This is a genomic window from Vagococcus intermedius (assembly GCF_029144185.1).
Lineage (GTDB): Bacteria > Bacillota > Bacilli > Lactobacillales > Vagococcaceae > Vagococcus_D > Vagococcus_D intermedius.
In genome coordinates this window covers 185,032-208,822 of record NZ_CP110232.1, presented here as the reverse complement: position 1 = coordinate 208,822, position 23,791 = coordinate 185,032, and the positions used below count along the sequence as shown (strand labels likewise).

The following is a 23,791-nucleotide window of genomic DNA, read 5'->3' as shown; positions in this document are numbered from 1 at the left end:
TATTTTTTTATAAATATATTGAAATATTATTTCTTTATTGTATAATGAAAGCGTATTAAAATGAAATGGAGGCTCTAATATGTTAGGTTTTTCAGTTTTTTTAGGTGAGGATTTGACAGCCGATACTCAAGCATATATCAAAAATATGAGCAAACAAGGGTTTACAGGTATCTTTACTTCTCTTCATATCCCAGAAGATGATGCCACTAAATATGCTGCTCGTTTAACTGACCTTGGGGCACTTGCCCAAGAATTAAAGTTAGATTTAATGGTTGATATTTCAACTAAAGCACTAAATAGTATTGGACTAGACGTTCAGACCGACCTCTTGCAAATAAAAAAAATGGGCATCACTGGTCTTAGAATGGATTATGGCATCTCAATGGAAACGATTGCGACAATTTCAAATGAAATGACCGTCGGTTTGAATGCCAGTACCTTAACGGAAAATGATGTCGCACTACTCAAATATCATCAAGCAGACTTTGAACAGATGGAGCTTTGGCATAACTACTATCCTCGACCAGAAACAGGTTTGGCACGTGAGCATTTTATAGAAAAAAACAACTGGCTACATAACTTAGGGTTATCAGTTATTGCGTTTGTTCCTGGCGATGGCCAATTACGTGGACCGCTCTTTGAACACCTTCCCACTTTAGAGGAACACAGAACCACGCATCCTTTAGCAGCAGCAATTGATTTACTAGACTACTGTCAAGTTGATGCCGCTTATGTAGGAGATTCAAGCCTAACCTATGAAACTCGCCAACAATTTTCAAGCTACTTTTCCCAAGCAACCATGTCCCTAAGAATTGCTGAGACAATCGAGACACATGCTCATTTATTTATTGGGACACACACTAATCGCGTAGATGATGCCAGAGATGTGGTTCGTAGTCAAGACGCTCGTTTTAAAGAAATCCCTTTGATTGAACCGGAAAATACCGCGACACGTTCAATTGGCTCTGTGACGTTAGATAATACCAACTATGCTCGTTACATGGGCGAACTACAAATTTGTAAAACCACTCTTCCGGCAGACCCTAAGGTCAACGTAGTTGCGACTATCATTTCAGAACATCGCAATCTTATCAACTATATTAAACCAGGACAACACTTTACTTTATATAAAAAAGGGGAAACTAACTAATGAATTTAACTAATTTAACAACAGAAACTAGAAACCAACGAACACTTAATTTAGATCAGATGAGCATCCAAGATATTTTAAGCATTATGAATGAAGAAGATCAAACAGTGCCTCAAGCTATCAAGCAATCTTTGCCACAAATTGAAGCGGTAGTCACTAAAATTATCGAAGCATTCAATCAAAATGGTCGTCTCATTTATATTGGAGCCGGAACTAGTGGCCGCCTAGGGATATTAGATGCAGCTGAATGTGTTCCAACCTTTGGGACAGAACCTGAAATGGTTCAAGGTCTAATCGCTGGTGGGATGAGTGCTATGACCGTTGCAGTTGAAGGCGCTGAGGATTCTCAAACCTTAGCAAAAGAAGATTTAGCAGCTATTCAATTGACTAATAAAGATATCGTTGTTGGGATTGCTGCAAGCGGTCGTACACCTTATGTCATTGGCGGTTTAACTTATGCCACAGAAATTGGTGCTGAAACAGCAACTATTTCCTGCAATACGAATGCAGCGATCAGCAAATTTGCTAACTACCCTATTGAAGTGGAAGTAGGTCCAGAAATCTTAACAGGTTCCACACGTTTGAAATCTGGGACGGCTCAAAAATTAGTTTTAAACATGTTATCAACGGTTTCAATGATTGGGATCGGCAAAGTTTATAAAAATCTGATGGTTGATGTTAAACCCACGAATGAAAAATTAGTTGAACGTGCCAAACGCATTATTATGGAAGCAACTGACTGTTCTTATGAAACAGCTAGCGAAACATTTATCTTAGCAAACGAAGATGTTAAATTAGCGATTGTCATGATTTTAACAAATTCTAATCAAGAAACAGCAGCTGCACAGCTGGTTAAAAGCCACGGTTTTGTCCGAAATACTTTAAACTAATAACTTGAAGGAGTGATTAACATGACTGATAAAATTAAAGCAATTGCCACGGGTATCTACGATCATGTAGGGGGACCAAGTAACGTAACAAAAGTGGTTCACTGTATGACCCGAGTAAGAATGGGGATTAAAGACTATAACTTAGTCGATTTAGAAGGGCTGAAACAAGTCAAAGGTGTCATGGGAATTGTTGAAGATGATACCTTGCAAGTCGTCATTGGCCCAGGAACTGTTAATAAAGTCGCTTTAGAAATGGTCCAAATGGTTGGGGTCAATTTGGGAGATACTTTCCCAGATACAACTACACAAAACCTTAGCAACAAAGATGCTGTTGAACAAAAAGCGGCCGAAATGAAGGCTAATGTCAAAAAGAAAAATCAAAAACCTTGGTCTAAAGCTTTAAAATCTATTTCTAACATCTTTGTGCCACTCATTCCTGCCTTTGTCGGTGCTGGTATTATTGGTGGATTTGCCTCTATTATTGGAAATCTCCTAACAGCAGGAAGTATTTCTGGTGACATGTGGCTGAATATCGCAGCAGTAATGAACATCATAAAAAATGGTGTCTTTGCTTATCTTGTGATTTATGTCGGAATGAATAGTGCCAAAGAATTTGGTGCCTCACCTAGTTTAGGGGGCGTTATCGGAGGTGTAACGATGCTTACCGGGATGTCGCCTGAGGCCCCTCTTCCTAACATTTTCACCGGAGGAGACTTGGCAGCTGGACAAGGTGGTATTATCGGAGTAATCTTTGCGGTTTGGATTATGTCATTTATTGAAAAACGATTACGTAAAGTTATCCCTGATTCTATTGATATTATTGTAACGCCTACCATTACTTTGTTAGTGATGGGACTAGCAACCATTTTCTTAATCATGCCGATTGCCGGGGCTATTTCTAACTCCTTAGTTGGGGTTATCAATTGGATTTTAGGAGTCGGCGGTGCCTTCTCTGGTTTTGTTCTAGGTGCTAGCTTCTTACCAATGGTTATGTTTGGCTTACATCAAATTTTAACCCCTATCCACTTAGAAATGATTGAACAAACAGGAAGCACTCTCTTATTACCTATCTTAGCAATGGCTGGAGCTGGTCAAGTTGGTGCAGCTGTTGCACTTTGGCTAAAATGTCGTAAAAATTCAGAATTAGTTGAATTAATCAAAGGTGCTTTACCTGTAGGTATATTAGGTATTGGTGAGCCTTTAATTTATGGTGTTACCTTGCCACTAGGACGTCCTTTTGTTACTGCTTGTATTGGTGGCGGTATTGGCGGTGCGGTACTTGGCTTATTAGGTAATATTGGTGCTACCTCAATTGGCCCAAGTGGCGTTGCCTTAATTCCTCTAATAGCTAACGGACATTGGTTAGGCTACGTAATTGGCTTACTTGCTGGTTATGCTGGTGGTTTCCTTGCCACTTATTTCTTTGGCACTACAAAAGACATGCAGTTAGGTAAATAATATGAAGAAAGCTATTATTTTTGATATGGATGGCGTCCTGATTGATTCTGAACCATTCTATCAAAAACGTCGCGAAGATTTTTTTAAACACTATGATATTGTCCTAAGTCCCGCTCAACAACAGGAATTTATTGGCTCCAATCCAGATGACATGTTTCGCTTCTTATTTCCAAATGATTTAAAAAGACAACTGGCGTTAAAACATGACTACCTTAACTATAAACATGATCACGTTATATCTTACACAGATATTATTAACCCTGATTTAGTTAACACACTTGAGCGGCTAAAACAACATCACTTAAAAATAGCGATTGCCTCATCTGGCTCCTTAGAATCGATTCAATCAGTTTTAAAAGCTAACCATTTATTAAATACCTTCAATGTTATTGTTAGTGGCACACAATTTGAGCGTTCAAAACCTCATCCTGCTATTTATCTGGAAACATTATCTCAGCTGAACCTCTCAGCATCAGAGTGTCTTGCTATTGAAGATTCAACCCATGGAATCCAAGCTGCTAAGTCCGCTGGTATTGAGGTCTTAGCTTTGAGAGAGACACGTTATCAGACTGATCAATCACAAGCCACTGCAACTATCGATTCCTTGTTAGAGATTTTGAATTGGCTTTAATGTAACAAAAAAAGACAGACATTTCTTATTGTATGTCTTTTTTTTTATGTGTATGATATGGAAGGAGGAACTAATTATGCCTAATAATATTTTATTTACTATTCAAGAAAAAATGGAAACTTTTTCAAAATCAGAAAAAAAATTAGCGAGTTGGATCTTAGCTAATTCATCTGAAGTTATTCATATGACAACAAAATCTTTGTCAGAAGCTACAAATGTCAGTCCTGCGACAATTGTTAGATTTTGTTATTCACTTAATCTAAATGGATTTACAGACTTAAAGCTAAATATCTCAACTCATCTTCCTCAAATCAAAGAAGATCTATACAGCGATATTATAAAAAATGAAAATATTTCGCAAATCAAAAAGAAACTGAACTTTAAAGTAGGCCATGCCTTTGACGAAACAATTGATAAACTAAATGATGACATGATTGAAGAAGCAATCGCTGCTTTAGAAGCTGTTGATATGGTTTATACCTATGGTATTGGTGCCTCAGGTTTAGTTGCTGAAGATATTTATCAAAAGTTAACAAGAATCGGGAAAAATGTCTTTTTTACCAAAGATGATCATTTATTAGCAACCGCTCTTGTTAGCAATCCTACCAAGTCACTATTATTTGCGATTTCAAATTCAGGCCAAAAAAAAGAAGTCATTGCCTTAGCAAAAATTGCCAAGGAACAAAATATTCCAGTAATTATTCTGACTAACGCTGAACAGTCACCTCTAGCACTCCTAGCTGATATACTTTTACTAACAGCTAGTAGCGGTGAGGCGCCTTTAAGAAGTTCAGCTACCAGCTCACTACTTGTCCAACTTTTTACCATTGATATTCTATATTCAGCCTATGCTTCTCGCCATTACGAAACAGTCATGGCGCGCTTAAATCAATCAAAAAATGCTATAACAAAATTAGATACCTAAACTTCTCTAGATAACTACCTTCACCTTGACCTTTCATAGTCTAATAAGGTATAATTAAATTTGTGTAAAATAAGCAGCTAGAAAATAGGTAGCTTGTCAACAGTTTATCGCCCATGGAGGTTCAATTGTGTAACCACGGCTGCAAAGGTGAAGATTGAAGGATAAACTGAACAGATACTAAAATTTTCAAGAAATTATTTTACTCCAAAACAACTATATATATTGGAGGAATTTTAAATGTCACGTTATACAGGACCAAGTTGGAAAATTTCACGTCGTTTAGGTATTTCATTATCAGGAACTGGGAAAGAGTTAGCTCGTCGCCCTTACGCTCCAGGTCAACACGGACCAAACAGCCGCGGTAAAAAATCAGAATATGGTTTACAAATGGCTGAAAAACAAAAATTACGTCATATGTTTGGCATGAACGAACGTCAATTCGTTAAAACATTCGTTAAAGCTGGTAAAATCAAAGAAGGTAAACACGGTGTTAACTTCATGATCTTATTAGAACAACGTTTAGACAATGTTGTTTACCAATTAGGTTTAGCGACTACTCGTCGTCAAGCTCGTCAATTAGTAAACCACGGTCATATCACAGTTGATGGTAAACGTGTTGATATCCCTTCATACCACGTTGAAGTTGGTCAAGTGATTTCAGTTCGTGAAAAATCTCAAGATTTAGTAATCGTTAAGAGCGCTGTAGAGTCAGCTTTAGGACGCCCAGCTTACGTAAGCTTCGATACTGAAAAATTAGAAGGTAGCTTATCTCGTTTACCAGAACGTGAAGAGTTATCACAAGAAATTGACGAAGCATTCATCGTTGAATTCTACAACAAAAAACTGTAAGAACTTTCTTACAAACAAAAAAACTGTACGCCTTTATTGGCCTACAGTTTTTTTATTTTTATAACACCATCACCAGTTGCCTATGTAAACCGGAAGTTAGAGTAATAGTCAAATTCACTTTATTTTTTTCAAACTCATACCTTACCTCCCCCACAGAATAAATTATGTTCCCAATTGATGTTTTCTGATTTTTCAGCAAATGTCCCTCCCTAAGTTTCTGAATCGTGATATTTTTTAAAACCTCGACTTGATAAAATTGCACAGTTTGCTCATAAGCTAGCATCTCTTGACGATAATTTGCTAAAACTAATAGAGACAATGCGCTTAACAATAAAAAAACAACGATACACGAAGGTAAAATCCCCCCACTATAACGCGATGTATTGATAAGTAGCATTGTTTCACCTACTTTCTATCCTTTTTCATTTACTGTCTATCGGTGCCATAAAGGAAAGACAGCTTGATAACTTTTACCATCTTGCATCTCAACAGCCAATACTACCCCTTGACTTTCCTCGACAAACTTAGCTTGAGAAACACCTAGTAATAACGCATCATATCCACCACGTTTTTGTTTTTTTATTTGACTATGATAATTTTCAATGATTAGCTCATTATCTATCCCAGTCTCATTTAAATCTTTAAAAACGATCCTCTTTGGTTCAACTTTTACTAATTCCCACTTTTTAGACGTGTTGGCTAACTGGATCAGAAACAAATGCCAGGTCAACTCCGAACTTAAAAAATCCCCGTCACTAGTTTTATTCATTAATTTAAGTCCATCCATTAGCAATAATAAAACCATCATCATAACAGCCAACGCAATGACACACTCTAATAAAGTCAGTCCTTTAGTCCCGTCACTCTTATCTTTTTGAAGCTTGCTGATAAATAGCATATTTTTTACCTTTCGTTTCAATCCCTAGCCCCATCAACTCTTGATCTTGATAAAAAAAATTGCCCACTAACTCGAGCCCATTGCTTACTTTGATTAACTCTTGATCGGAAGCAGCTTGATCGACCGCTATCTCAGATAATTCCATCAAAAAACGGGCAGCTTCTAGCTTTTCTCGGTGAACCGCTCTTTGTTGTCCCATAAAAAGAAACAATGGTAAGATACCCACTACCAATAAACTCACCACTACCATCGCTATTAAACTTTCTAATAATAAATACCCGTCATTTTTTTTATAATATTTTTTTGGCAAAACGTCCACTTCCTAGGTAAAATTGATATTGTATTAGTTGATTATGCCATTTTCTTTGAAATTTGAATGATACAATTTTTTGTATATTGCCACTACCTGCTTTAAACGTGACTGTCGTATTAGTTAAAATCGTCACACTCTTTGGCACTTGTAATATTTCTCTTATTTTAATACCTCGACCATCAACTAGAGATAAATCGATGACCTCTTGGCCGACTTGTGCTTGTACACGACAAATTTGATAATGCAGAATCGCTGCCGTCTGACTTCTCACCAAGCTTCGTTCAAAACTTTTAAAAAACAGGCTTTCTTCATTTTTTTCTTGCAACGCTTGCCCTTTTAATACAGGCAATAAAATAAGAAAACTGACTACCAATAAAACCAATAAGGATTCCAATAGAGTATAGCCACGATTGGTCTCGAATACTCTAGTCATCTAATTGTGCCAAATTAATTCCCAGCTCTTTAGCCTTAGCAACTTGTTGCTTTGTCAAATAATGATCTGCTAATAACTTTTCATAAGTTACTGGATCACCTTCATTCATCCGATAAAGTTCTGCCTGTGTTTTGATTACTTGTGTAAAAGCTTCATCACCACGTGCTGTTATTTTACTTTGTTGTTTGGCTAGATTTGGAACAAATAGCAGAATTAACACTGCAATGACGAGTAAGACTACTAACATTTCAATTAAGGTGAACCCATCGTTATTTGTTTGTTTTCTTTTTTTCATAACATCTCATCCATTTCTTGATAAATTGGTAACAATAAAGCACCATAAATAACTAAAATCAAACCAGCTACAATAATAAAGGTGACTGGTTGAATCCATAACATAACACGCTCCAAACGTTTATTTAATTCTTGCCATAAACGTTTACTGTAAATGACCAACTCATCTCCCAATTTCCCTTTAACCTCTCCACGGTGAATAATAGTTGCAAATTCTTTAGTGAAAAATGACCAGTTGGCTATCTCTTGATACAGTGGATGTCCCTCAGCTAGTCCTTTATCTAATTTTTTTGATACGTCAATCATCAATTGGGCATTCCCATCTACTTGCATTATTCGTAAAATAGCTTGTAACTCTAAACCATGTTTGAGTAACATTCCCCATTCATTGGCAAAAAAAGAAGTATAATAATAACAATAAAATTTTGAAATTCCTGGTATTCTACTATAAAAAGTACTCCTTTTAATCGCGTTATTTCTCTTAAACTGCCAGTAAAAAAGTCCACTTAAGAGTGCGAGGAATCCCCCTACTCCTCCTAAAAAAAAGGGTAAATTGGTTACCGCCTCTAACAAATGACTCTTCTTTGAACTTCCTTGAGTCATCACCGTCAATTGTGGAACCAAGAGATACCTCATTAGTAACATCATACCGACTAAAAAAGTAATTAATAGAAGTGGATACGCCAAGACTTTCAATAGTTGTTCTCTTTGATAACGCTCATCTTTAGTTTGAACGGCTATATATGTCAACGTTCCAATCAAATCACCATGAACGCTAGCTAAATAAAGTTGTGTGACTTGCTTATCTGTATAGCCTAAGCTTGCAAAAGATTTATGAATAGGCTCACCTAAGGAAAAGTTTTTGAGTAAATTATCAATTCCTTGGCGATGTTTAGGCAATAAATCTTTCATAAAAGCTAAACTCTCTTGCATCGTAAAACCAGATACTAACAATTCTCCTAACAGTTCAACAAATTCAAAACGAGCTTGACGATTCCATCTTACCTCCATATCTAACCCCACTCTTTTCGACAAGTTTCTGAGGAAATATAGCCACATAACCAGGCCTTGACTAGTTGCTTTCGCCAAGTTAGATAGCCCGGTATGGCCACCTCTTCACTCTTTTGAGGATAAAAAATAGAATCAAATAAAATAGCATGCTGGGAACTTTCCGTTGCCTGCTCTTCACTCTCATTTTTACACAAGGGTAGCAACTTTTGATAAATGACACCTGCCAAACACTGTTCAATATCAACTTTAGCAACCCCTAATTCCTCCAACCTAGCAATAATTCCTGTCTTATCCATGCCATGAATCGTTGTAAAGATGGTATGGCCCGTCAAAGCGCCTCTGACAACAGCACGCGCCGTCTCTTTATCCCTAATTTCTCCTACAATTAAAATATCAGGTCGGTGACGTAAGCAAAGCTTTACTAGCTCTTCATAACTTTGTTGAATTTTCATGTTGACCTGTAACTGTAAAAATTGCCCTTCACTCAATTCTACTGGATCTTCTATTGTGATTACTTGTTGCCCCTCTGCAATAAACTTCTTGGCTAAACGATACATCGTTGTCGTTTTTCCTGAACCTGTCGGACCCGAAAATAAGAAAAGTCCAGTTCGACCTAGTTCTTGTTTTATTTGTACCAGCTGCTTCGGGAAAAAATAATAATAAGCATGATTTTGATCATCATGTAAAAAACGAATCACTAGGCTTTCTCTATTACGATAATCGCCAACGGAAGAGACCCTTACTTTGGCTTGCCCTTGCTGATATTGACGAACCTGACTAGCCCCAACTTGAATCCGTCTTTTTTCAGAAACATCCATATCAGCTAAGTATTTAAAATATAAAATCAGTTGCTCTCCTTGCTCTTGTCTCAGATGACTAAAAACTTGTTTCATTTGATGAAAACGATAAGAAATCTCATAGCCTTTTGCCACTGGAAAAATATAAACATCACTCGCTTGCCGATCAAATCCGACTTGTAAAAGATATTCACCATACTCTTTTATAAAAATCCCCTCCTCATCTTTAATATTAGCAATCTCTTCTTATTTAATTTTAAATTAACTTTTTAAATATTTGTATGAACACAAGCCTACTCTAACAGATGACAAATAAAACAAAAAAAGAGACCTATAAAGGTCTCTTCAACATTATTTTTAATTATCAGCTGAGGTAAAAACTTCAGAAACATCATCGTCATCTTCTAACGCGTCAATTAATGTCTCTAACTTCACTTTGGCTTCCTCACTCATCTCTACAAGAGTTTGCGGAACCATTGTCAACTCAGCTTGAGCTAATGCGTATCCAGCTTCAGCCAAGGCATCACGAACTACTGGAAAATCAACAGGTTCGGTATAGATTTCAAAAACATCTTCTGATATTTGTAAGTCCTCACCACCTGCTTCAATCACTGCCAGCATCATCGCATCTTCATCTACATCAAGCCCCTCACGAGCAATTGCCAAATAACCTTTACGATCAAACATATAACTAACAGAGCCGGTCTCACCTAAAGAGCCACCATTTTTATTAAAAGCAACCCGAACATTAGTCGCTGTCCGATTGCGATTATCAGTTAAAGTTGTTACTAAAATAGCTACTCCCTCTGGTCCATATCCCTCATAAGTAACCTCATCATAATTCTCACCCTCACCAGCATTACTGGCTTTTTTTAGAGCACGTTGAATGTTATCATTTGGCATATTCGCAGAGCGAGCCTTGTCTAACATCATCCGTAGTGACGGGTTTGAGTCTGGATCAGGTCCTCCACTTTTTGCTGCTACATAAATTTCTCTTGATAACTTTTGGAAAACTTTACCACGTTTAGCATCTTGCGCGTTTTTTCTACCTTGAATATTCTTCCACTTAGAATGTCCTGCCATTCTCAACACCTTCTTTCACTCAGTACAGATGTTAACTTATCTGCCTACTCTTTCATTCTATCAAAGATGTGAGCTTAGAGCAAAAACCTAGCGTCTGCGCCATAACATCACAATGATACATAATATAATAGCCGTTGCCGCTCCAATACTATCCAGTATGACATCTTGAAATAACGGACTCCGACCGCCAGTTAGCATTTGATGATATTCATCTAACGCTGCATAACCTGTAGCTGCCAACCAACTAACTAAGCCCGTCAAGGCCATTTGATTGATACGATACTGTAGACCTAAAAATCCTGCTCCACCTAAAATAAAATAGGTCAGAAAATGAGCACCCTTTCTAACAAAAAACTCAACAAAACCAAAATAACCTTTAGCTTCCATACTAACTGGACTACCAGCATAATTAAACTGAATTCCTGATAAGGTCTCTGCAAAAGGCTGACCAGAAAGAACACGACTTAAAAATGAAATTTGAGACTGTTGTTCATAGGTTTGCGATGAACTAAAAAATAAGATCACCATGACTAGTAATCCTAGCCAGATATAGAGATTACGATTACTTGTATTATTTCCTTTTGCCAAAACAACATCACTCCTTACTTATCTATTTATCCTACCGAACTGATTAAGATTTAGCAATCGTTTCTTAAAATATTTAAGAAAACTTCACAAGAAAAAAGCCTGAGACTTAGGTCTCAGGCTTTTTTAGCTAACTAGTCTTTATCAGTTAATAAAGCATCCTCAGCTGCCATTTTCGCTTCGATATCGCTAATGCTATAAACATTTTCGCTTGCGACACCAACTTCTTTTGGCTCCATGTTACGGTAAGTAGGCATACCTGTTCCGGCTGGAATAATCTTACCAATGATAACATTTTCCTTAAGTCCAAGTAATGGATCTTTCTTACCACGGATTGCAGCATCTGTCAGAACACGAGTTGTTTCTTGGAATGATGCGGCTGATAAGAAACTGTTAGTTTCTAATGAGGCTTTAGTGATACCTAACAAGACTGGACGACCAGTTGCTGGTGTGCCACCGGCAACAAGTGTGCTATAGTTTTGTTCTTTAAATTCTGAAATATCAATTAAAGTACCTGGTAAGATATCAGTATCACCTGGATCCATAACACGGATCTTACGTAACATTTGACGTACCATTACTTCAATATGTTTATCGCCAATTTCTACCCCTTGCATACGGTATACTTTTTGTACTTCACGGAGTAAGTAAACACCGACAGATAAGACATCACGAATTTGTAATAATTGTTTTGGTTCAATTGATCCTTCAGTCAAAGGCTCACCACGATGAATCATATCGCCTTCCGCTACTTTCAAACGAGAAGTATAAGGAACAGCGTATGTTCTTGTGTCAGTATTACCTTTAATTGTAATTTCACGTGTACGAGTAGCAGCATCTTCATGAATATCAATAACATCACCTGTTACCTCTGTCACAACTGCTTGCCCTTTCGGATTACGTGCTTCAAAGATCTCTTGGATACGAGGTAAACCTTGTGTAATATCGTCTCCAGCAACCCCACCTGTATGGAACGTACGCATTGTTAACTGAGTACCTGGTTCACCGATTGATTGGGCAGCAATTGTACCAACTGCTTCACCAACTTCGACTTCCAGACCAGTCGCCATGTTACGACCATAACAGTGTTTACATACACCATGTTTAGTGTTACATGTAAAGACTGAGCGGATAGTTACTTTTTCAACACCAGCATCAATAATTTGTTTTGTTAGGTCCTCAGTAATCATTTCATTCGGTCCAACAATCACAGCCCCCGTTTCTGGGTGCATCACTGATTTACGAGCATAACGTCCTAATAAACGTTCTTCAAGTGTTTCGATTACTTCGTTACCTTCTTTAATCGCTGTCACGTCTAACCCACGGTCAGTGCCACAATCGTCTTCACGAATGATAACATCTTGGGCTACGTCTACTAAACGACGCGTTAAGTAACCTGAATCGGCTGTTTTAAGGGCTGTATCGGTCATACCTTTACGAGCACCATGTGTTGAGATGAACATCTCTAAGACCGTTAAACCTTCACGGAAATTTGAGATGATTGGTAATTCCATGATACGTCCATTCGGAGCGGCCATAAGTCCACGCATACCAGCAAGCTGCGTAAAGTTAGAGATATTACCACGGGCTCCAGAATCACTCATCATGAAGATCGGGTTTTTATCATCTAGACTTTCCATCAGTTTTAACTGAATTGCGTCTTTGACACCATTCCAAATACCAATAACGCGTTCATAACGTTCATCGTCTGTAATCAGACCACGACGGAATTGTTTTGTAACATTTTCAACTTTAGTATGAGCTTCTTCAATCAAAGCTTGTTTTTCATGTAAGACTACGATATCAGCAATCCCTACAGTCATACCAGCGATAGTTGAGTGTTTATAACCTAAATCTTTCATTCTATCTAACATTCTAGATGTTTCAGTAATCTTGAAGCGTTTGAAGACTTCAGCGATAACATTACCAAGATTTTTCTTCTTGAATGGTCCGACTAATTCTTGCTCTTTAATATGAGCTGGAATATCTGTCCCGTTTTCTACAAAGTATTTATCTGGCGTTTGAATGGTTAAGTTATAATCAGTTGGTTCATTTAAGTAAGGGAATTCAGGTGGCATAATCTCGTTGAAGATTGCTTTACCAACTGTTGTAATCAAGGTACGTTCTTTTTGCCAATCAGTAAATGGTTTTTCTGGCATTGATGACGTTTGTAACCCAATACGAGTATGCAAATGCACGTAACCATTTTTCCATGCTAATTCAGCTTCTTGAACGTCACGGAAGATCATTCCTTCACCTTCACGACCATCTTCTTCCATTGTTAAATAATAGTTACCAAGGACCATATCTTGAGATGGTGTAACAACTGGTTTACTATCTTTTGGATTCAAGATGTTTTGAGCGGCAAGCATTAACATACGAGCTTCTGCTTGAGCTTCATCATTAAGTGGCACATGAACCGCCATTTGGTCTCCATCGAAATCGGCATTATAAGCTTCACATACTAATGGGTGAAGACGGATAGCGCGTCCTTCAACAAGAACTGGTTCAAAGGCTTGGATACCAAGTCTATGAAGCGTAGGTGCTCGGTTAAGTAAGACTGGATGTTCTTTAATAACATCTTCTAATACATCCCAAACTTCATCTTCTTGACGTTCGATTTTACGTTTCGCATTTTTAATGTTGCTTGCGATTTCACGTCCAACTAATTCACGCATCACAAATGGCTTGAATAATTCAATCGCCATTTCTTTTGGTAAACCACATTGGTACATTTTTAAGAACGGTCCAACAACGATAACGGAACGTCCTGAATAGTCAACACGTTTACCCAGTAAGTTTTGACGGAAACGACCTTGTTTCCCTTTCAGCATATGTGAAAGAGATTTAAGTGGACGATTACCTGGTCCAGTTACTGGACGACCACGACGACCGTTATCAATTAGCGCATCGACTGCTTCTTGTAACATGCGTTTTTCATTTTGAACGATAATATTTGGTGCCATTAAATCTAATAAACGTTTCAAACGGTTATTACGGTTAATCACACGACGGTATAAATCATTCAAATCAGATGTCGCAAAACGACCACCTTCTAATTGAACCATTGGGCGTAAATCTGGTGGAATAACAGGTACAACGTCCATAACCATCCAACCAGGTTCATTGCCTGAACTACGGAATGCTTCTAAAATATCTAAACGACGGATTGCACGCGTACGTTTTTGACCTGAAGCTGTTTTTAATTCTTCTTTTAATTCAACTACTTCGCGCTCTAAATCAACTGCATCTAATAAACGTTTAACAGCTTCGGCACCCATTCCAGCTTGGAATGATTGACCATATTGTTCACGTTTTTCACGATACTCACGCTCAGTTAATAATTGTTTTTTCTCTAAAGATGTATCACCCGGATCTGTTACTACATATGATGCAAAGTAGATAACTTCCTCAAGGGCACGAGGGCTCATGTCTAAAATAAGACCCATACGACTTGGGATACCTTTAAAGTACCAAATATGTGAGACTGGAGCAGCTAATTCAATATGAGCCATACGTTCACGACGAACTTTAGAACGTGTTACCTCAACGCCACAACGGTCACAGACGATTCCTTTATAACGGATTCGTTTATATTTACCACACGCACATTCCCAATCTTTTGTGGGTCCGAAGATACGTTCACAAAAAAGACCTTCACGCTCTGGTTTAAGAGTACGGTAGTTGATTGTTTCTGGTTTTTTTACTTCACCATATGACCAGCTTCTGATTTTTTCTGGAGAAGCTAAACCGATCTGCATGCTTTCGAATTTATTTACATCGATCAAAAGGTGTTCCCTCCATTTCATGTTATAACTACAATTTAGAGAATCTCTATGTTACCGGTAGTCCGGTGACAGTACACCTCTATACAATAGAAGTAACTGTCACTTTCAACCCGTTCACTAATGCTAGTCCTTAAAAGACTAACGATCAATTAATCTTTCTTCTCTGCATTCTTTGCTGCTTGTTCTTGTGCGTATTTTGTTAACGCGTCAACGGTAATTAAATCGTCTTCTTCGTCATCCATGTCACGCAATTCAATTTCTTGATCGTCAATATCAAGTACTTGCATATCTAAACCTAATGATTGTAATTCTTTGACTAATACGCGGAATGATTCCGGTACACCTGGTTTTGGAATTGGCTCACCTTTGACGATAGCTTCGTATGTTTTCACACGACCAACAACATCATCAGATTTATACGTTAAGATTTCTTGAAGGGTATACGCAGCACCATAAGCTTCTAGTGCCCATACTTCCATCTCACCAAAACGTTGTCCACCAAATTGTGCTTTACCACCAAGTGGTTGTTGTGTCACTAATGAGTAAGGTCCTGTAGAACGAGCATGTAATTTGTCATCAACCATGTGGGCTAATTTCAACATGTACATCACACCTACAGATAGACGGTTATCAAATGGTTCACCCGTACGACCATCATAAAGAATAGTCTTAGCATCTTTTGCCATACCCGCTTCACGAACTGTTGACCATACATCTTCCTCGTCTGCTCCATCAAAGACTGGCGTTGCAACGTGGATACCTAATTGACGAGCAGCCATACCTAAGTGTAACTCAAGTACTTGCCCGATATTCATACGTGATGGTACCCCTAATGGGTTAAGCATGATGTCAACTGGCGTACCATCTGGCATAAATGGCATGTCTTCCTCAGGCATAATACGAGAGACAACCCCTTTGTTACCATGACGTCCGGCCATTTTGTCACCTTCGTGAATTTTACGTTTTTGAACGATGTAAACACGAACTAACATATTAACACCAGGTGATAATTCATCCCCAGCATCACGTGTAAAGATCTTAACATCATGAACGATTCCGTCACCACCGTGAGGAACACGTAGAGAAGTATCGCGAACTTCACGCGCTTTTTCACCGAAGATAGCATGTAATAAACGCTCTTCAGCTGATAATTCAGTCACACCTTTAGGTGTTACTTTCCCAACTAATAAATCACCATCTTTAACTTCAGCCCCAATGCGAATAATTCCCATTTCGTCTAAGTTTTTAAGCGCGTCTTCCCCAACATTAGGGATTTCACGAGTGATTTCTTCAGGTCCTAATTTTGTATCACGAGCTTCTGATTCATATTCTTCAATATGGATAGATGTATACACATCATCTTTAACCAAACGACGACTCATAATGATCGCATCCTCGTAGTTATACCCTTCCCATGTCATGAAGGCAACTAAGACGTTTTGACCTAAAGCCATTTCGCCTTCTTCCATTGATGGGCCATCCGCTAAGACGTCACCTTTATCAACTTTTTCACCTAAAGTCACGATTGGACGTTGGTTATAACACATACCTGCATTAGAACGGCTAAATTTAATAATTGAATATTTATCAAGTGTGCCATTTGAACGACGAACGCGAATTTCGCTAGCATCAACAAATTCAACAACACCATCATATTTTGCGACTAAGGCTGAACCTGAGTCATGAGCTGCTTTATATTCCATACCAGTTCCGACAAACGGTGAACGTGGTTGGATTAGTGGCACAGCCTGACGCTGCATGTTCGCTCCCATTAGGGCACGGTTGGAGTCATCGTTTTCCAAGAAAGGAATACAAGATGTCGCAACAGCAACTACCTGTTTAGGAGACACGTCCATGTAATCCACTTTATCAACTGTGACTTCCAAGTTTTCACTTTGGATACGGGCCATTACTAGCTCTTCAGCAAAGCTACCATCTTCTGTCAATGGTGAGTTAGCTTGAGCAACCATATAATGATCTTCCTCATCAGCTGTTAAGTAATCAATATGTTCTGTTACACGACCTGTCGCACGATCAACACGACGATAAGGTGTTTCGATGAAGCCATAAGCATTGATCTTAGCGTAACTTGATAAACTATTGATCAACCCGATATTCGGACCTTCTGGCGTTTCAATCGGACACATACGACCATAGTGAGAATAATGTACGTCACGAACTTCATAACCCGCACGGTCACGAGTCAAACCACCAGGCCCTAAGGCTGATAGACGACGTTTGTGAGTCAACTCTCCTAATGGGTTAGTTTGGTCCATGAATTGTGATAACTGTGATGAACCAAAGAACTCTTTAATTGAAGCAACAACCGGACGGATGTTAATTAATTGTTGAGGTGTCAATGTTTCAGTGTCTTGAATAGACATTCTTTCACGTACCACACGTTCCATACGAGCTAAACCAATACGGAATTGATTTTGTAATAACTCACCTACTGAACGGATACGACGATTACCTAAGTGATCGATGTCATCCACTTTACCGATATCTTCTTGTAAGTTAAAGAAATAACTCATTGAAGCAATCACATCAGCTGGAATAATTGTTTTACACTCTGCTGGAATTTGACCATTACCAATTACATTGACAATACGTTCAGGATCTTTTGGTGATACCACTTTGATCACTTGAATTGTCATTGGATCAGTTACCACACCATCTTCTGATGGGTAGTAAGTCACGTTGTTTAAACCAGCATCTAAGTGTTTTCCTAATTCGTCCATGATAGTATGAGTGATCACAGTACCTTTTTCGAATAAGATTTCACCTGTCTCAGGATCCACTAGCGTTTCACCCAAGGTTTGGTTTAAGAGACGTGTCTTAAGACTTAATTTTTTGTTGACTTTGTAGCGACCTACCGCTGCTAAATCGTAACGTTTTGGATCAAAGAAACGAGCATTCAGTAAGTTACGTGAACTATCTGCTGTTTTAGGCTCGCCTGGGCGTAAACGCTCATAAATATCTTTTAATCCTTCTTCAGCACGTGTGTCTGTTGGATTTTTGTGAATATCTTTTTCTAACGTTAAGCGTAAGCTTTCATTATCTCCAAAGATTTCTAAAATAGTATCATCTGATCCAAATCCTAACGCACGAACAAGAACAGATAATGGAATTTTACGCGTACGGTCAATACGTACGTATGAAATATCTTTAGCATCTGTCTCCATCTCCAACCATGCTCCACGGTTAGGAATAACAGTCGTTCCAAAACTTTCACGACCATTTTTATCAACTTTACTGTTGAAATAAACACCTGGTGAACGGACTAACTGTGATACGATAACACGTTCTGCCCCGTTGATAATAAAAGTTCCCATTTCAGTCATCAATGGGAAATCACCAAAGAATACTTCTTGGGCTTTGATTTCACCGGTTGTTTTGTTGTCTAAACGTAATGTAACGTGAATTGGTGCTGAATAGTTTGCATCATGTGCACGCGCTTCTGCTACTGTATATTTAGGTTCTTTCAATTCGTACCCAACAAATTCTAATGATAATTTATCACTAAAGTCCTTGATCGGTAAGATATCTTCAAACATTTCTCTTAGACCTTCGTCTAAAAACCATTGATAAGAATTCGTCTGAATTTCAATCAAATCTGGTAATTCTAACACTTCACTGATTCTTGCGTAACTTCTACGCTCGCGATGTTTCCCGTATTTTACTACGTGTCCAGCCAAGCTCTTCACCCCTCTGAATTATTTATTCAAAACACCATCTTTATGTCATTTTTGTAACATTTGTTTCAAAACACTAACAAAAATATTACACAAGCCTTTTAAGGCAAAAAAAAACCAAAAATAGAACATTCTCTTTTTTTTGAGCTTCTACTTTTGTTTTCCTATTAAAAAACACAAAATGGACAATATTTCATTCCGTATTTCCTTGTTTTCAGATAGCTTTTGCAAATAATAATTATACTTTCTTATTAAAGTTTTGTCAAGCTTTCTTCTATATAACGAAGAAATTTTTGACCGTAAATAGATGCCCCTCATTTTCACTGTAATATTTCATTTTCAGAAAATGAAAACTTCTAGTGAAAGTAATCAATTTCACTAGAAGTTTAACGTGTTTATTTAGTGCTTTGTAAGATGTAATACCCTTTATCTTTGGTCAAGGTTGCGACGTTACCAAAGACTTCGGTCATTTTTTTAGCAGCACTTGGTGCGCCTTGTTTCTTTTGAATCACAACTGTCAGCGTCCCACCGATTGCTAAACGTGGATAGGCTTCTGTTAAAATACTATGAACCACTTCTTTACCTGCCCGAATGGGTGGATTACTCAAGATAGCCGCATAATCTGTTCCTTCCACGCTCTCATAAATATTCGAAACATGAATCTCCACATTATCAATTCCATTTTTAATCGCATTTTGTTGTGCTAGTGATACGGCACGCTCGTTAATATCGACCATCTCAACTGTTCGTTCTGATTGGAACGCAAGCGATAAACCAATTGGACCATAGCCACAACCTAGGTCTAAAATCTTGCCTTCAGGAAGGTCAGCCTCGCTAAACGCATCGATCAAGACACGAGACCCAAAATCGACGGTCTTTTTAGAAAAAACACCACTATCGGTTGTAAACTTAAACTTCTTTCCTTTCAAAACAAACTCCCACTCAGCTAAATCATGAGGGGTGCTAGGTTGGTTAGTATAATAATGATTGTTGGTTGCTGTCATCTCTTATTTCCCTACTTTCTTTGCGACTTCGACATTGATCTGTGCAGCTAACAACTCATAACCAGCACTTGAAAAATGTAAGCCATCTTTTTGTAACAACGTTTCTGGCTCTGATTGTTCAAGCATAATAGTTTGCATATCAATGAACGGAATATCGTTCATCTCAGCAAAGGCTCTCGCGCCATCAGAATAACGTTTGATATCTTCAAGCCGATGATCTTGCCCATGAATTTTTTGAGAAGCATAAGGTGTCCCTAGTAAAATCACCTTGTCTTTGCCAATCCATTGAATAATTTCTCTTAAGTTGACCAAATACGTTTCTAAGGAGACATGGTTATATGTCGCCACATCGTTAGCTCCAAAAAAGACAGTAACATAACTCGGTTCATAACGCAGAACATGTTGATCTATTCTCTTTAAGGCATCAATAGTTGTATCGCCAGGTATCCCTGCATTAACAATTTTTAACTCTGGAAAGGCTACAGCTACTCGCTTTGTCAAGGCATCTGTGATTGCTCCCTCACGGTAGCCTGCCGTAATACTATCACCAAACAAATACAATGTTGTCATCCTACTCACCTGTCTTTTCATTATTTTATAACAAGATTACTTTGTGTTATAATTCAGCTAGTTTTAATATATAGAACCTATAATAGCATGATAGAGGAGTTTTTTGAATATGAGCAACACAGAACGTTCTGTAAAATTTTGTCGCGAATCACGCGTCATTCAAACCCATCGAGTTTTTCCAACTGATTTAAATTCACACGGAACACTTTTTGGTGGAAAGTTAATGTCTCTAATTGATGATACTGCATCCATCTCAATCACACGCCACGCTCGCCGTAATGCTGTCACCGCTTCAACTGATCGTTTAGATTTTCTACACCCCATTGGCGAAAATCACTCTGTCTGCGTTGAAACATTTGTCAGTGGTGCTGGTCGTAAATCAATGGAGATTTTTGCAAAAATCATTGGTGAAAACTTAGTCACAGGTGAGCGTTATTTGGCAGGAACTTGTTTCATGACTTTTGTTGCTGTGCCATCAGTCGAAAAACCTGAAACGGATTTTACTGTACCACTTGTTCAACCTGAAACTGAAGAAGAAATAATGGTCGCAAGCGGTTATGAAGAACGCCGTCGTCGCGGATTACAAGAACTAGCTTTTCACGAAGAATTCTCGAAAGCCGTTTCATTAGATGTCCCTTGGTACTAAGCCACTGGCGACCTTTTAAAAAATAACCGATTATCATTTTTTTTGTTCAAAAAAAAAGATATTTAAACAAGATTATGATAGAATAGTCCTAATAGACAGATAGTTGTATTTAAAAATTCCTGGAGGCACCCATTGCTATGAATAGCTCAAAAAAATTTCATCAGTTTTCTCGTGAAGAGTGGCAGAGATTTTACCGTAACGGTATTCCCCCTCTGACTGAAGAAGAACTGCAAGAAATCAAAAGTTTTAACGATCGCATCTCACTACAAGATGTGCAAGATATCTATATGCCGTTGACTCACCTCATCCATATATATATGAAAGAGTATGAATCATTACAACTTAGTAAAGGGTTATTTATGCAGGCCTATCCTGGTGTCACACCATTTATTATTGGTGTTGCTGGCAGCGTTGCTGTTGGCAAGAGTACAACCGCTCGTCTGTTACAAATGATGCTTTCACGAATATTCAAACGCCGGAATGTTCAACTTGTGACAACTGATGGCTTTTTATATCCTAATGCAGTCCTTGAAGAAAAAGGTATCATGTCTCGAAAAGGATTTCCTGAAAGTTATGACATGGAGCACTTAATCGGCTTTTTAGAACAAGTCAAAAGTCGCAAAGAAACCATCGACATCCCAGTTTATTCTCACGATGTTTATGATATCGTTGAAGATGAGACTGTCACAATCAATGAGCCGGATATTTTAATTGTTGAAGGCATTAATGTGTTACAATTACCTACTAACGAACAAATCTATATTAGCGACTTCTTTGATTTTTCCATCTACGTTGACGCTGAACCAGAATTGATTGAAAAATGGTATTTGACACGCTTTGGCGCGTTATTAGACTCTGCCTTTTTAGAGCCTGATAACTTTTATTATTCTTACGCCATTGGCGATCGTGAGGAAGCGTTCAAGATGGCGAAACAAGTCTGGAAAGATGTTAACTTGAAAAATCTTGAAGAATACATCTTGCCAACTCGTAATAACGCCAATGTCATTTTGCATAAGACGGAACATCATCAAATTGACCAAGTCTTTATGACAAAATATTAGAGAGTTCAATCTCACTTACACACGTTAAAAAGCTGACTTTTACAGTCGCTTAATATAAAAACTACTATAGATAAGGGTGAAGTTCAGTGACCAACGTTGCCAACATGACAACATCAGAAAAAGTAATCGTATTGGATTTCGGTAGCCAGTACAACCAATTAATCACTCGACGCATTCGTGAATTCGGTGTTTTCTCAGAATTAATGAGCCACCGCATCACTGCTGCTGAGGTTAAAGAAATCGCACCAAAAGGAATCATCTTCTCAGGTGGTCCTAACAGTGTCTACGGCGAAGATGCCTTCAAGATTGATCCAGAAATCTTTGAACTTGGTATTCCAATTCTAGGTATCTGTTACGGTATGCAATTGATGACTGACCACTTTGGTGGAACAGTTGAAGCTGCTAGCAAAAAAGAATACGGCCAAGCATTTATCGACATCCAAGGTGACGATACTGGCCTATTTAACAACTTACCAACTCGCCAACAAGTTTGGATGAGTCATGGTGACTTAGTAACAAAAGTCCCAACAGGATTTGAAATTACAGCTACAAGTGCTGATTGTCCGATTGCGGCAATGGCAAACAAAGAGAAAAACTTCCACGCTGTACAATTCCATCCAGAAGTCCGTCACTCAGAATATGGTAATGACTTATTACGTCACTTTGCCTTTGATATCTGTGGCTGTGCTGGCGATTGGACAATGGATAGTTTCATCGAAACTGAAATTGCAAAAATCCGTGAAAAAGTTGGCGATAAAAAAGTATTATTAGGACTTTCAGGTGGTGTGGATTCATCAGTTGTTGGGGTTCTTTTACAACGCGCTATTGGCGATCAATTAACTTGTATCTTTGTTGACCACGGTTTACTACGTAAAGGTGAAGGCGACCAAGTAATGGACAGCCTATCTGGTAAATTTGGCTTAAACATTATCCGTGTCAATGCCAAAGATCGTTTTATGGAAAAACTTGCGGGTGTTTCTGATCCAGAACAAAAACGTAAAATCATCGGTAACGAATTTGTTTACTTATTTGATGATGAAGCTACTAAATTAGATGGTATGGAATTCTTAGCACAAGGAACGCTTTACACAGACGTTATCGAAAGTGGAACTGAAACGGCTGAAGTGATCAAATCACATCACAACGTTGGTGGTCTACCTGACGATATGCAATTCAAACTAATTGAACCACTAAATACTTTATTTAAAGATGAAGTCCGCGCTTTAGGAATCCAATTAGGAATGCCTGAAGAATTAGTTTGGCGTCAACCCTTCCCAGGACCAGGTCTTGGTATCCGTGTCCTTGGTGAAATCACTGAAGAGAAATTAGAAATCGTTCGCGAATCTGATGCTATCTTACGTGAAGAAATCGCCGCTGCCGGTCTTGACCGTGACATCTGGCAATATTTCACTGTCTTACCAGGCATCCGTTCAGTCGGTGTGATGGGTGACGGTCGTACTTATGATTATACTGTTGGCTTACGTGCCATCACATCAATTGATGGGATGACAGCTGACTTCGCGCGTATCGATTGGGATGTCTTACAAAAAATCTCAGTTCGTATCGTCAATGAAGTCGCTCACGTTAACCGTATCGTGTATGATATTACTTCTAAACCACCTGCAACTGTTGAGTGGGAATAGTAGCCGGCTAACGTTGTTTTAAGATGTTGATACAGTAGGCTTTAAAACCAATTGTTTATTACATTTT

The 23,791-nt window shown here is 38.3% G+C and carries 22 protein-coding genes; 9 read left to right on the top strand and 13 right to left on the bottom strand.

The features are described 5' to 3' along the window. Positions 1 to 79: 79 nt before the first annotated feature. From OL234_RS01030 to rpsD, 6 genes are all read left to right on the top strand, one after another. A complete protein-coding gene (locus tag OL234_RS01030; protein ID WP_275469322.1) occupies positions 80 to 1,150 on the top strand; it encodes a DUF871 domain-containing protein in 1,071 nt (356 codons plus the stop codon). After that, a complete protein-coding gene (gene murQ, locus OL234_RS01025) occupies positions 1,150 to 2,040 on the top strand; it encodes an N-acetylmuramic acid 6-phosphate etherase (protein WP_275469321.1) in 891 nt (296 codons plus the stop codon). Before OL234_RS01030 ends, murQ begins: the two co-directional genes overlap by 1 nt. A 21-nt stretch (positions 2,041 to 2,061) precedes the next feature. Beyond that, on the top strand, positions 2,062 to 3,498 hold the full coding sequence (locus tag OL234_RS01020; protein WP_275469320.1) for a PTS transporter subunit EIIC: 1,437 nt from the start codon (positions 2,062 to 2,064) through the stop codon (positions 3,496 to 3,498). A gap of 1 nt (position 3,499) precedes the next feature. After that, positions 3,500 to 4,129: an HAD family hydrolase gene (locus OL234_RS01015; protein ID WP_275469319.1), complete on the top strand. Its 630-nt coding sequence runs from the start codon at positions 3,500 to 3,502 to the stop codon at positions 4,127 to 4,129. 76 nt (positions 4,130 to 4,205) lie between these two features. Next, positions 4,206 to 5,054, top strand: a complete 849-nt coding sequence (locus OL234_RS01010) for a MurR/RpiR family transcriptional regulator (RefSeq protein ID WP_275469318.1) — start codon at positions 4,206 to 4,208, stop codon at positions 5,052 to 5,054. 237 nt (positions 5,055 to 5,291) lie between these two features. Continuing rightward, entirely contained in the window at positions 5,292 to 5,903 is a 612-nt protein-coding gene (gene rpsD, locus OL234_RS01005) for a 30S ribosomal protein S4 (protein ID WP_275469317.1), read from the top strand. A gap of 58 nt (positions 5,904 to 5,961) precedes the next feature. Here the strand turns inward: rpsD and comGG are convergent, their stop codons facing one another. The 13 genes from comGG to OL234_RS00940 all read right to left on the bottom strand — a co-directional run bounded on the left by comGG (position 5,962) and on the right by OL234_RS00940 (position 20,374). Then, positions 5,962 to 6,300, bottom strand: coding sequence for a competence type IV pilus minor pilin ComGG (gene comGG / locus OL234_RS01000; protein WP_275469316.1), 339 nt, complete (start codon positions 6,298 to 6,300; stop codon positions 5,962 to 5,964). A 36-nt stretch (positions 6,301 to 6,336) separates the two neighbouring features. Further along, entirely contained in the window at positions 6,337 to 6,822 is a 486-nt protein-coding gene (gene comGF / locus OL234_RS00995) for a competence type IV pilus minor pilin ComGF (RefSeq protein WP_275469315.1), read from the bottom strand. After that, positions 6,770 to 7,111, bottom strand: a complete 342-nt coding sequence (locus OL234_RS00990; RefSeq protein ID WP_275469314.1) for a hypothetical protein — start codon at positions 7,109 to 7,111, stop codon at positions 6,770 to 6,772. The genes comGF and OL234_RS00990 overlap by 53 nt, the downstream gene beginning before the upstream one ends. Next, positions 7,092 to 7,547: a competence type IV pilus minor pilin ComGD gene (gene comGD / locus OL234_RS00985; protein WP_275469313.1), complete on the bottom strand. Its 456-nt coding sequence runs from the start codon at positions 7,545 to 7,547 to the stop codon at positions 7,092 to 7,094. The genes OL234_RS00990 and comGD overlap by 20 nt, the downstream gene beginning before the upstream one ends. Beyond that, positions 7,540 to 7,842 carry a competence type IV pilus major pilin ComGC gene (comGC, locus tag OL234_RS00980; RefSeq protein WP_275469312.1) on the bottom strand — a complete coding sequence of 101 codons (303 nt, stop codon included), beginning with the start codon at positions 7,840 to 7,842 and terminating at the stop codon, positions 7,540 to 7,542. Before comGC ends, comGD begins: the two co-directional genes overlap by 8 nt. Then, positions 7,839 to 8,852 (bottom strand): competence type IV pilus assembly protein ComGB, encoded by a 1,014-nt coding sequence (comGB, locus tag OL234_RS00975; protein WP_275469311.1) that lies wholly within the window; start codon positions 8,850 to 8,852, stop codon positions 7,839 to 7,841. Before comGB ends, comGC begins: the two co-directional genes overlap by 4 nt. Positions 8,853 to 8,854: 2 nt before the next feature. Continuing rightward, positions 8,855 to 9,856 (bottom strand): competence type IV pilus ATPase ComGA, encoded by a 1,002-nt coding sequence (gene comGA / locus OL234_RS00970; RefSeq protein ID WP_275470085.1) that lies wholly within the window; start codon positions 9,854 to 9,856, stop codon positions 8,855 to 8,857. Between the two features lie 150 nt (positions 9,857 to 10,006). Beyond that, positions 10,007 to 10,732, bottom strand: a complete 726-nt coding sequence (locus OL234_RS00965; RefSeq protein WP_275469310.1) for a YebC/PmpR family DNA-binding transcriptional regulator — start codon at positions 10,730 to 10,732, stop codon at positions 10,007 to 10,009. An 87-nt stretch (positions 10,733 to 10,819) separates the two neighbouring features. Further along, positions 10,820 to 11,320 (bottom strand): VanZ family protein, encoded by a 501-nt coding sequence (locus tag OL234_RS00960; protein WP_275469309.1) that lies wholly within the window; start codon positions 11,318 to 11,320, stop codon positions 10,820 to 10,822. 131 nt (positions 11,321 to 11,451) lie between these two features. Continuing rightward, entirely contained in the window at positions 11,452 to 15,105 is a 3,654-nt protein-coding gene (gene rpoC, locus OL234_RS00955) for a DNA-directed RNA polymerase subunit beta' (RefSeq protein ID WP_302471691.1), read from the bottom strand. A 149-nt stretch (positions 15,106 to 15,254) separates the two neighbouring features. Next, positions 15,255 to 18,803 carry a DNA-directed RNA polymerase subunit beta gene (gene rpoB / locus OL234_RS00950; RefSeq protein ID WP_275469307.1) on the bottom strand — a complete coding sequence of 1,183 codons (3,549 nt, stop codon included), beginning with the start codon at positions 18,801 to 18,803 and terminating at the stop codon, positions 15,255 to 15,257. 392 nt (positions 18,804 to 19,195) lie between these two features. Beyond that, a complete protein-coding gene (locus OL234_RS00945) occupies positions 19,196 to 19,804 on the bottom strand; it encodes a class I SAM-dependent methyltransferase (RefSeq protein ID WP_275469306.1) in 609 nt (202 codons plus the stop codon). A gap of 3 nt (positions 19,805 to 19,807) precedes the next feature. After that, the gene (locus OL234_RS00940; RefSeq protein ID WP_275469305.1) at positions 19,808 to 20,374 is read right to left on the bottom strand and encodes a DUF459 domain-containing protein; all 567 of its coding nucleotides are present in this window, start codon (positions 20,372 to 20,374) and stop codon (positions 19,808 to 19,810) included. Positions 20,375 to 20,483: 109 nt separating this feature from the next. On the opposite strand from OL234_RS00940, the gene OL234_RS00935 reads away from it, so the two are divergent. The 3 genes from OL234_RS00935 (at position 20,484) to guaA (ending at position 23,724) form a co-directional block, all read left to right on the top strand. Next, on the top strand, positions 20,484 to 21,020 hold the full coding sequence (locus OL234_RS00935; RefSeq protein ID WP_275469304.1) for an acyl-CoA thioesterase: 537 nt from the start codon (positions 20,484 to 20,486) through the stop codon (positions 21,018 to 21,020). Between the two features lie 137 nt (positions 21,021 to 21,157). Beyond that, the gene (gene coaA / locus OL234_RS00930; RefSeq protein ID WP_275469303.1) at positions 21,158 to 22,081 is read left to right on the top strand and encodes a type I pantothenate kinase; all 924 of its coding nucleotides are present in this window, start codon (positions 21,158 to 21,160) and stop codon (positions 22,079 to 22,081) included. Between the two features lie 86 nt (positions 22,082 to 22,167). After that, positions 22,168 to 23,724 carry a glutamine-hydrolyzing GMP synthase gene (gene guaA / locus OL234_RS00925; RefSeq protein WP_275469302.1) on the top strand — a complete coding sequence of 519 codons (1,557 nt, stop codon included), beginning with the start codon at positions 22,168 to 22,170 and terminating at the stop codon, positions 23,722 to 23,724. Positions 23,725 to 23,791 lie beyond the last annotated feature (67 nt).